9 protein-coding genes are annotated in these 9307 nt (G+C 49.3%); 1 reads left to right on the top strand and 8 read right to left on the bottom strand.

The genetic code is table 11. The features are described from left to right. The 8 genes from HW443_RS07725 to HW443_RS07690 all read right to left on the bottom strand — a co-directional run. Nucleotides 1-325, bottom strand: a 325-nt coding sequence (locus HW443_RS07725) for an FAD-dependent oxidoreductase (RefSeq protein WP_176238033.1), incomplete at its 3' end; no start/stop codon positions are given. 164 nt (nucleotides 326-489) lie between these two features. Then, nucleotides 490-1743, bottom strand: a complete 1254-nt coding sequence (locus HW443_RS07720; RefSeq protein WP_176236954.1) for a dihydrolipoamide acetyltransferase family protein — start codon at nucleotides 1741-1743, stop codon at nucleotides 490-492. Nucleotides 1744-2020: 277 nt separating this feature from the next. Next, nucleotides 2021-2995, bottom strand: a complete 975-nt coding sequence (locus HW443_RS07715; protein WP_176235874.1) for an alpha-ketoacid dehydrogenase subunit beta — start codon at nucleotides 2993-2995, stop codon at nucleotides 2021-2023. Nucleotides 2996-3020: 25 nt separating this feature from the next. Continuing rightward, nucleotides 3021-4004: a pyruvate dehydrogenase (acetyl-transferring) E1 component subunit alpha gene (pdhA, locus tag HW443_RS07710; RefSeq protein WP_176235875.1), complete on the bottom strand. Its 984-nt coding sequence runs from the start codon at nucleotides 4002-4004 to the stop codon at nucleotides 3021-3023. A 113-nt stretch (nucleotides 4005-4117) separates the two neighbouring features. Next, nucleotides 4118-5410 (bottom strand): NAD(P)H-dependent oxidoreductase, encoded by a 1293-nt coding sequence (locus HW443_RS07705; RefSeq protein ID WP_176235876.1) that lies wholly within the window; start codon nucleotides 5408-5410, stop codon nucleotides 4118-4120. Continuing rightward, the gene (locus HW443_RS07700) at nucleotides 5391-6362 is read right to left on the bottom strand and encodes a sugar-binding transcriptional regulator (RefSeq protein ID WP_176235877.1); all 972 of its coding nucleotides are present in this window, start codon (nucleotides 6360-6362) and stop codon (nucleotides 5391-5393) included. Before HW443_RS07700 ends, HW443_RS07705 begins: the two co-directional genes overlap by 20 nt. A 356-nt stretch (nucleotides 6363-6718) precedes the next feature. Continuing rightward, nucleotides 6719-7228 (bottom strand): type II toxin-antitoxin system VapC family toxin, encoded by a 510-nt coding sequence (locus tag HW443_RS07695; RefSeq protein WP_176235878.1) that lies wholly within the window; start codon nucleotides 7226-7228, stop codon nucleotides 6719-6721. Then, nucleotides 7225-7482, bottom strand: a complete 258-nt coding sequence (locus tag HW443_RS07690) for an AbrB/MazE/SpoVT family DNA-binding domain-containing protein (RefSeq protein ID WP_176229062.1) — start codon at nucleotides 7480-7482, stop codon at nucleotides 7225-7227. Before HW443_RS07690 ends, HW443_RS07695 begins: the two co-directional genes overlap by 4 nt. Nucleotides 7483-7969: 487 nt before the next feature. On the opposite strand from HW443_RS07690, the gene HW443_RS07685 reads away from it, so the two are divergent. Continuing rightward, nucleotides 7970-9091 carry an RNA-guided endonuclease InsQ/TnpB family protein gene (locus HW443_RS07685; RefSeq protein ID WP_176235879.1) on the top strand — a complete coding sequence of 374 codons (1122 nt, stop codon included), beginning with the start codon at nucleotides 7970-7972 and terminating at the stop codon, nucleotides 9089-9091. Nucleotides 9092-9307 lie beyond the last annotated feature (216 nt).

Below are 9307 nucleotides of genomic sequence, written 5' to 3'. Positions count from 1 at the left end.
TGAGCAGGTATTGCACCCCTTTGACCAGAGTGGAGACTATCCTATCTTTCCTCTGAACCATTCTGGCTACATCGGCTTTGACTTCCCCCACCGAAATGCCAAATTCTTCACCTCTCCGCAAGGCAGAGAAAAGATGGGTGGAAGCCAGCATGGCTTTGGTGGGAATGCAGCCTTTATTGAGACAGGTTCCTCTCAACTCATCCTTTTCTATCAGAACCACCCTTAGCCCCAGTTGAGCAGCCCGGATGGCGGCTACATAGCCACCTGGGCCGGCACCGACGATAGCAACATCAGCTTTGACTACTCCCTGGTCCTCTGGAGACATGGGTACTTCCTTTCAGTCAGTTCGGTAGAAAATGCTCAGCATTTTCCTCTGAAAATGCATCTTAAATTTTATGCTCCTTTGTGTCACCTGTGACATGAGGGTTTCATGTTATCATGGTTCACGGGTGACGAGACCAGATTGACGAATTGCCTGGAGATCACTAGCTACCCTGAGATCAACATAAGATAGGGACTTTCCAAAAGTTCCCTGACTCTGGCCAGGAATTGAGCAGCCAGGGCTCCGTCGACCATCCGATGATCTGCCGAAAGGGAAAGAGTTAATTGAGGCCGAATAACGATCTGGCCCTCTCTCACCACGGCTTTTTCCTCTATAGCCCCTACTGCCAGAATGGCTGCCTGGGGAGGGTTGATGATGGCAGAAAAGCTCTCTACTCCATACATGCCCAGATTGGACATGGTGAAGGTGCCTCCACCTACCTCATCTAAACTCAGGGAGCCCTCCCGGGCTTTCTTAACCAGCTCTTCCCTCTTCCTGGCTATCTCGGAGAGAGATAGCCCATCCGTCCCAAAGATAGTGGGCACAATCAGGCCATCGGGGATGGCTACAGCCAGACCGATGTTGATATCCTGGTATATCTTAATCTCCTCGCCTACCAGGCTGGAGTTGAGCCCGGGATATTCCTTGAGAGCCAGAGCGGTGGCCTTAAGAATGATATCAGTGTAGGAAAGTCTGACTCCCCACTTTTCTTCCACCAAAAAGAGAAGGCTATCCCTCAGAACCTGAGCCTGGGTCATGTCCACCTGCATGGTAATGACGATATGAGGTGCGTTTCGGAAGCTCTCCGATAGGCGCTCGGCAATGATCTTTCTGAGGCCGGTCAGAGGGATGACTTCGGCCACCTGGGGAGCCCCAGCAATCTGAGGTGCAGCAACCCTGGCCGCTTCAGCAGGAGCAGGCCTTCTCTCTTTCTCCTCGGCAGCCTTGAGGACATCCTCTTTAGTAATGCGTCCTCCGGGACCGGAGCCCTTGATGAGCCTGAGATCAAGCCCCTTCTCCTGAGCCAGTCTTCGAGCCAGAGGTGAGGCCTTAATTCTGCCCCCTTCTTCCTCTTCGGCCAGGGCCGGCTCTTTCTGAGGTTCCGCTACTGCGGCAGCCTCGGAGGCAAGGGCAGCCTTAGCCTCTGTGGCCCGGGCTATCAACTCGGGGGAAGGTTCATCCTTCTCATCACCAATATAGGCAATGACCTGGGTGACCGGAATCTCCTCTCCTTCCCGGGCCACTATCTTCTTCAGGATGCCCGAGTCGAAGGATTCCACCTCCATAGTAACTTTATCGGTCATGACCTCCAGGATGGGCTCACCCTTCTCTAGCTGATCTCCTTCCTTCTTAAGCCACTTCTGAATAGTGCCGGTGGTCATGGTGAGACCCAACTGGGGCATGATTACCTCTTTGAGCATAACTCTTCCTCCTGATTAATCATTATGCGGCCACCCTTCGAGCACCACGAAAATCACCATCATTGCCCCAGCCCATCGCCGCCCCTTGAGTGGGGCATTGTTTTTTACTTGGTTTGTCATTATGGCATCATCGTCCTCGAACCATGAAACCCTCATGCCACAGATGGCACAAAGGAACATGAAAATTAAGATGCATTTTCAGAGGAAAATACCGGGTATTTTCCACTTAAATCCAGGCTTGACTTTCGGCTTCTATTAAGGTAACAGCCTGGAGTGATTATTTCAAGGTTCTTTGGATGGCTGCTCTTATTTTCCCCTCATCGGGAATATAGGCCTTCTCCAGAGGCAGGCTATAGGGAACAGGAGTATCCGGGGCGGCCACTCTCTGAACTGGCGCATCCAGATAGTCAAAAGCGCCTTCCACCGCTATGGCCACGGCCTCGGCAGCAAATCCACCTGACCTGGGTCCCTCATCCACCACCACCAGCCGGCTGGTTTTCCTCACCGATTGGATGAGAATTTCCTCATCCAGAGGCTTAAGGGTGCGAGGGTCCACCACTTCTACGCTTATCCCCTCCTCATCCAGTTCTTCCGCTACCTTCAGGGCTTTATGCACCATGATAGAGGTGGCAAACACAGTCACATCCTTTCCCTCTCTCTTAACTTCCCCTACCCCCAGGGGAATGGTGTACTCTTCTTCGGGCACCTCTCCCTTGAAGGAATAAAGAAGTTTATGTTCGAAGAAAAGCACCGGATTATCATTTCTGATAGCGCTGATAAGAAAGCCCTTGGCATCTCGGGGGGTGGAGGGGGCTACCACTATCAGGCCGGGGACATGGACGAACCAGTTGTAGACGGTCTGGGAATGCTGAGCTGCGGCACCCGTACCAGCGCCGGTGGGCGTACGGAGGACCATAGGCACCCGGGCTTTACCGCCAAACTGATATCTTATCTTGGCAGTCTGGTTTACCAGTTGATCCATAGCGATGGTGGTAAAATCGGAGAACATTATCTCCGCCACCGGCCTCATGCCCGCCACTGCCGCTCCGGTAGCCGCTCCAGCAATGGCCGCCTCGGATATGGGTGTGTCCCGTACCCTGTCTTTACCAAACTCATCTATCAACCCGCGGGTTACGCCGAAGGAACCGCCGAAAGGGCCGATATCTTCCCCCATCAGAAATACCCTTTCGTCCCTTTTCATCTCCTGACGAAGGGCCTCCCGAATGGCTTCCGAGTAAGTTATCTCTCTCATTATTATTTCTCCTCTCTGGCCCGGTCTAGGCATAAACATCCTCAAAGAGTTCTTCTTCTTCAGGATATGGACTATCTAAAGCGAATTTAACCGCTTCCTCCACGGCCTCCTCGACCTCTTTGTCCATGGCCTCGAATTCTTCCTCCGTCAACAGATTTTCCTGGATCAGTCTCTTCTTGAACCGCTGGATAGGACATTTTTTCTTCCACTCTTCCACTTCTTCTTTAGTCCTATAGATTTGAATATCGCTTTTAGAATGTCCTCTCCAACGGTAGGTTTTACACTCAATCAGGGTTGGGCCTTCCCCCTGTCGACACCGCTTAACCGCCTCAGAGACAGCATCGTAGACAGATGTAACGTCATTGCCATCCACAATGACCCCAGGGATACCATAAGATACGGACCGATCGGCAATATTTTCGATGTTGAAGGCCGTCTTCACCGAAGTGGATATGGCATATTGGTTATTCTCACAAATATAAATGATGGGTAGTTTCCAGACAGAGGCCAGATTGACTGCCTCGTGAAAAACACCCTGGTTAGTGGCCCCGTCTCCAAAAAAGCAAAGAACCACCCGACCATCTTTCCTCATAGCACAGGCCAGAGCTGCTCCGGTAGCGATGGCCAGCCCACCACCCACCACTCCATTGGCACCCAGGTTGCCGGCATCCACATCGGCTATATGCATGGATCCACCCTTGCCCCGGCAGTAGCCGGTCTCCTTTCCAAAAAGTTCGGCCATCATCTTGGGAAGCTCTCCCCCTTTGGCAATGCAGTGTCCATGACCCCGGTGAGTGCTGGTAATGTAGTCAGTTGGCTCGATGGCGGCGCAGGCACCGGTAGCAGTGGCCTCTTCCCCGATATACAGGTGGGTGGTACCTCTGACCATTCCGCGCTGGAAGAACTCGTCAACCCTGCTCTCAAAATGTCTGATCTTGAGCATGGTCCGGAGCATCTCCAGCTTTTTCTCTCTGGTCAATGTTTTTTCTGCTGGTTTAGTTACTGCCATTTGCGCTCTCCAATCTGTAGTTTCCCCTTGCCTTGTTGGTGTACATCATGTGTGACCTGACGGACATCACAAGACGTCGTTCAAGCCCCTTAACTTGCCCTTGTCACAAGGTTCTACTCAAACATCCTATCCTGCAGCCTCCTGAGTTGTAGTACAAAGGAGGACTCATCCAGCTCCACCATGTCGTAGGTGATCAACTCATCTCGAGATACATCTCGCTTCAGTCTCGCCCCCTCTACCAGTCCCAGAGGCAGATATCCTTTGTCTCTGGCCACTTTTGCTATGACCAAGGTGCTATAGGTGGTAAAGCCGCCGATCCCATCCAGAATCTCCCCTGCCTTCAAATCTCTTTTAGCCACCGGGATGGTTTCGGAGACAGGTTTGCCCAGGGGAATCATCCAGGGCTCTCCATAGAGAGCGGCCAGGGCCACCGAAAGAGGGGTCTCGATGTTGCAAAGATGGTACGGTCGGTAAAGAAGATAGTTGGGGCCGCTGCCCATCTTCAAATAGTCCATATCTTTCTTTATGGTTTCCTGATCAGTAGTGATGATCACGAATACCCCAGGTGCCACATCTCCGATAGCGAAGTCCACAACTCCTTCTCTCTTTAGAATTCCACCCTGGCTTTTAAGGCTGAAGGTCCGACATAGCTCTTCTACCGAGGTTACCGGACCATGCATGCCTGGCACATCAGGAACCAGACCGGTAGCGTTGGACACAGCATTCATCTCCACCATGGTCTTGGTTCCATCCACAAAAGCAGTGAGCATCTTGGGGCTGACCCCCTTTTCCGCGGCCAGTTGGATCAGATCATCAGGAGTGGCATATCTGTCCAGAGGATTGTTCTTGCCTTTGCCCGCTGCCACTATCTTAAATCCCAGAGCATCGGCGAAGTTGTAGAGTTCAATGAGGGCACCGGGCTCATCACCTGCCGAGAGCGTGTAGACCAGGCCAGCATTTTCGGCCAAACTATTCAGCAGGGATCCCACCGTGACATCCGCCTCTACATTTAACATAACGATGTGCTTCCCGTTATTTATAGCCAGGAAGCCCACCAGAGCTCCGGCATTGGGACTGCCAGTGGCCTCTACTACTACATCGGCCTCGACCAACCTGGTCAAAACTCGCAGCTCCCTGGTAACTACGACTTTATCATCGAAAATAGCCTCATCGGCCTCATCCAGACTGTCGGTAACAATTATCTCTTCATCGGATAGGCCAGCCTCCTGGAAAGCCTGAACCCCCCTCTCGGGATAAAGATCGGCCACGGCAACTATCTGCATGCCCTTCATCTGGGAGATCTGGCTGACCAGCCCTTTTCCCATCTGCCCGGCCCCGGCCAGGGCTACCTTGATGCTCTGGCCCGCTTCTTCCAGTTCCTCAAGCTTACTGTTTAGTCGAAGCATTGACTCTCTCCTTCAAAACTCTCAATATTTTTCTAGCTGTGATGGTATCAGTGACCAATACGTTGATCAAACCGCCTTTCATGGCTGCTGCAGCAGCCTTGGCCCGGTCCTCCCCACACATTACCCCAACTACGCAATCGATGCTCTTTAACTCATCCAGATCCAGGCCTATAATCCGCTCATCCAGAGCAGTAATAACTTTTCCCCCCTCCTGATCAAAGAATCGGGCACAGATGTCACCCACGCCCCCGGCTTCCTTCACCCGGCGAATATCTTCCAGACTAAAATACCCCGTCCTGACCATGGTAGATTTGGAATTAGGAAAACCTATACCTACCAGAGCCACATCGACCTGCTTACCCATTTCCAGAATCTCTTTGGTGCGGCTCTCTTTTATGATGACATCTCTTATCTCCCGGTTGTCGACGATGGCCGGAGCATGCAAAAGGTAGGCTGTACCTCCATACTCCTCGGCAATTTTAGTGGCAATGGAGTTGGCATGGATGCCTACCATAGTCTGGCCCACTCCCCCCGTGAGAGGCACCACCTTTATTTTGACCTTGCGGGACGGTCTCAGGGAGTTTGCCACCTCCCGAAGAGCCACACCCCAGGATACTCCCACCAGATCTCCATCTTTTAGAATCCTATCCAAGAAAAGAGCTGCTGCCTCAGCCACGCTTCTCAGATTCTGGACTGGATCGCTCTTGGAGGAGACCAGGATAGCCTCCCTCAGTTTGCCTCTATCCTCCAGATCTTTCTCCATCACCAAGGCGTCTTCCGCCAGATTCTTGATGGCAATAGTCACGATACCTTCTTCTTTAGCCTTGCTGAGGAGTCTGGACACGGTAGGCCGGGAGATATGGAACTTTTTAGCTATCTTTTCCTGGGTTTTACCCTCTTGATAATACTGCTGGGCAATTTTGGTGAGAAATTTGTGGTCGATGTTGGTCATGATATTGATGCTGGTCCAGGGTACCCTTACCTTCTAAAGTCTATTTCCTTTGCAGGCTGTTTCTTTCGGAGCCCATTTCGTTCGCGGCCTGCTCCGCTTTGGAGCTTACTTCCTTCGCAGGCTGTCCTGTTTTGGACCCCACTTCCTTTCGTGGCCCCTTTCCTTTTTGGACACACTCCATGGGTTTGAAAAAATGAGTTAAAGATGAACAATATTTCATTATGAACATTGGTTCGCTTAAAGCACGTTTGCTATACCTAACATTATACGTTACTTCTTGCGTTGTCAAATGACGGTCGGAAAAGCGAGGTTGAAGTCAGAAGGGAGAGGATCCGAATTAGACGATGCCGAAGAACTTATTCCACCGATCCAATCCACAGAATATCAATTTCTCCTTCCAGGGGTTTGTATTCCGGATCTCCTGTAACCAGGGTGGCATCTTTCAATTTGGCGGTGGCAGCTGCAAAGGTATCGGCATAAGCAATGGCGTTTTTCGCTTTGAATCTTCCCGCAGTCAAAAGCAAATCTTCGCTAAGGTCCTCAATGAAGGTCACAGGGTATCTCCGCACCGTCCCGTAGACCTTATAGGCTGCTGTTTCGTCCTCCTGTCGCATAGTAAGGTAAAAGATCTCTCCTAGATTGACAACATGCATGTAGACTTCCATCTCGCCAGCTCTCGCTCCCTTGAGGATCTCCTCAACCTGATCAGCGCCCTCCTCATCATTGAGATAGGCAAGGACAGCAAAAGAATCCAGCACGAAACGGCGAGGAGCTTCCACCGTAGGTTTTATTAGAGCTTGGGGCTCGACCTCATTTACTGATATCTCACCCCTAGAGTCAGCCTCTTGTTCCTTAATCCGTATCAATGGGATCTTCTGACCTTCCCTTCTTCAAGAGCTCTGTCCTCGGCTCTTGCCTTCCGCAAAGCTTCAGTAGAGACCTTCGTCCCCCTCAGCATCCCCCTCGATGATTCGACAGGGTCTTCGATCCTGGGGATTAGGAAGAGACCTGTGCCAGTATCGATCCACTCTGCCTCAGCACCGGGATAAATTCCGTATTTGCGCCGCAATTTACCAGGGATGACCAATTGACCCCGCCCTGAAATCTTGACTCTTACCATCTTATATTACCTGCCTTATGTTTTACTTTTAAAGAAATTATAAAACTACAACTATATTTTGTCAAACATAAATGGGGCGAGTATAAACGTAACTTTCCAGGTGTCCCACTTTCCAGAAGAGAGGACACCTCGTGTCGTCTTAGCTTTGTAGATCACTTTCCTTGATAGTATTAATAATATTTGATAAGTTCAAGGTACAGCACGCGCAATATCTATGGAGATATCAGCTTCACAATTATCGTTCCCAACCTAGATGCCCTTGAGCTCATTGCGAGGTCATTTGGGTTGTTAAATTGGAGAAGAAATTAAAATCTTACAAGCCTAAGCCAGAAAGCCTCTGAATTTATTCAGAGGATGAATCGCTATTCCCCTTTCTATGAACTGTTTTATTGATATGTGCTATACTATCTCTATCGTATTTTGTTAGCACCGTAGGCAATGTGAGCAAGGAGATAATCAGGAAATACATGGAAGCCCAGAGCAAGAAATGAGAAAAACCTATCTTTATCAGACAAAGATAAACAAGACCACAGAGGCTAATTGCAATCAATGGCTTGAGATATGTAGAACCCTCTACAATCTCGCCCTTGAACAGAGAATCAGCATCTACAAACAGCATGGTAAATCTATCTCCCTTTATCAACAGATGTCTCAATTGCCTGAACTTAAACAGTCCTTTCCTGAATTCAAGACCGTTGGTTCTCAATGCCTCCAGGATGTTCTTCAGAGATTGGATAAAGCTTTTAAGGGATTCTATCAGCGCCTTAAAGAACGTCCCAGTAAAGCTGGATTTCCACGATTCAAGTCTAAAAATAGATACGATTCTTTTACCCTTAAACAATCTGGCTGGCGTCTTGAGGGTAGATACCTCTATATTAAAAATGTCGGTAGATTCAAACTGTTTCTGTCCAGGCCTATTGAGGGCGATATTAAAACCGTGACTATTCGTAGAACATCCACAGGTAAGTGGTTTATTGCTTTCTCCTGCGATAATGTTCCCGTTGAGAAACTTTCTGATACCCCGGCTGAAATAGGTATTGATGTAGGTATTAAATCTTTTTGCCTTGACTCTGAGGCTAATCAGATTCAGAACCCTAAACACCTTGAGAAATCCCTTAAACTTCTCAGAAGAAGGCAAAGGTCTCTGTCTCGTAAAAAGAAAGGCTCCCGTCGGAGAAACAAGGCCCGTATTCTTGTCGCTAAAGCCCATGAGAAGGTGGTCAACCAACGCAAAGATTTTCTGCATAAAGTGGCCAATTTGTACATAAAAGCATATAACACTATCTATGTAGAGGATTTGAATATTAAAGGCATGATACGGAACAGATATTTGTCCAGAAGCATAGCTGATAGTAGTTGGGGTATGTTCTTTAACCTGCTGTCCTACAAAGCGGCGGAGGCTGGTAGGACAGTAGTTAAAGTAACGCCCAATGGCACTTCTCAGATATGCTCTGGATGTGGTGAAAAAGTCCCTAAATCTTTGTCTGTTCGGGTGCATCAATGTCCTTTCTGTAAACTTGTTTTAGACAGAGACCACAATGCGTCTCTGAATATTCTACGGCTCGGGCAGAGCCTTCCGGCGTTAAGCACTGAGAGAGTGTTTGCCTGAGAATCTCCTGAATTTATTCAGGGGAGTGTCAAATATAGCAGGTTACTATAAGGGACTTTTGGAAGATGTAGCAATGGTAAAAGAGTTATTTAAGGCTGCAAGGTCTTTTATCGAGAAGATCGGGTAGTCAACAGGATTCAAGAGTTAAGAAGATCTTCTCTCCCGACTTCCGCACTTATTTTAAAAAACACCTCTTCAGAGGGGGTTTTCTATCAT

The sequence above is a fragment of the Candidatus Hakubella thermalkaliphila genome (assembly GCF_013281975.1).
Classification (GTDB): Bacteria; Actinomycetota; Humimicrobiia; order Hakubellales; family Hakubellaceae; genus Hakubella; species Hakubella thermalkaliphila.
Note: the sequence above shows the minus strand (reverse complement) of the source record. Positions and strands in the feature narration are given on the sequence as shown.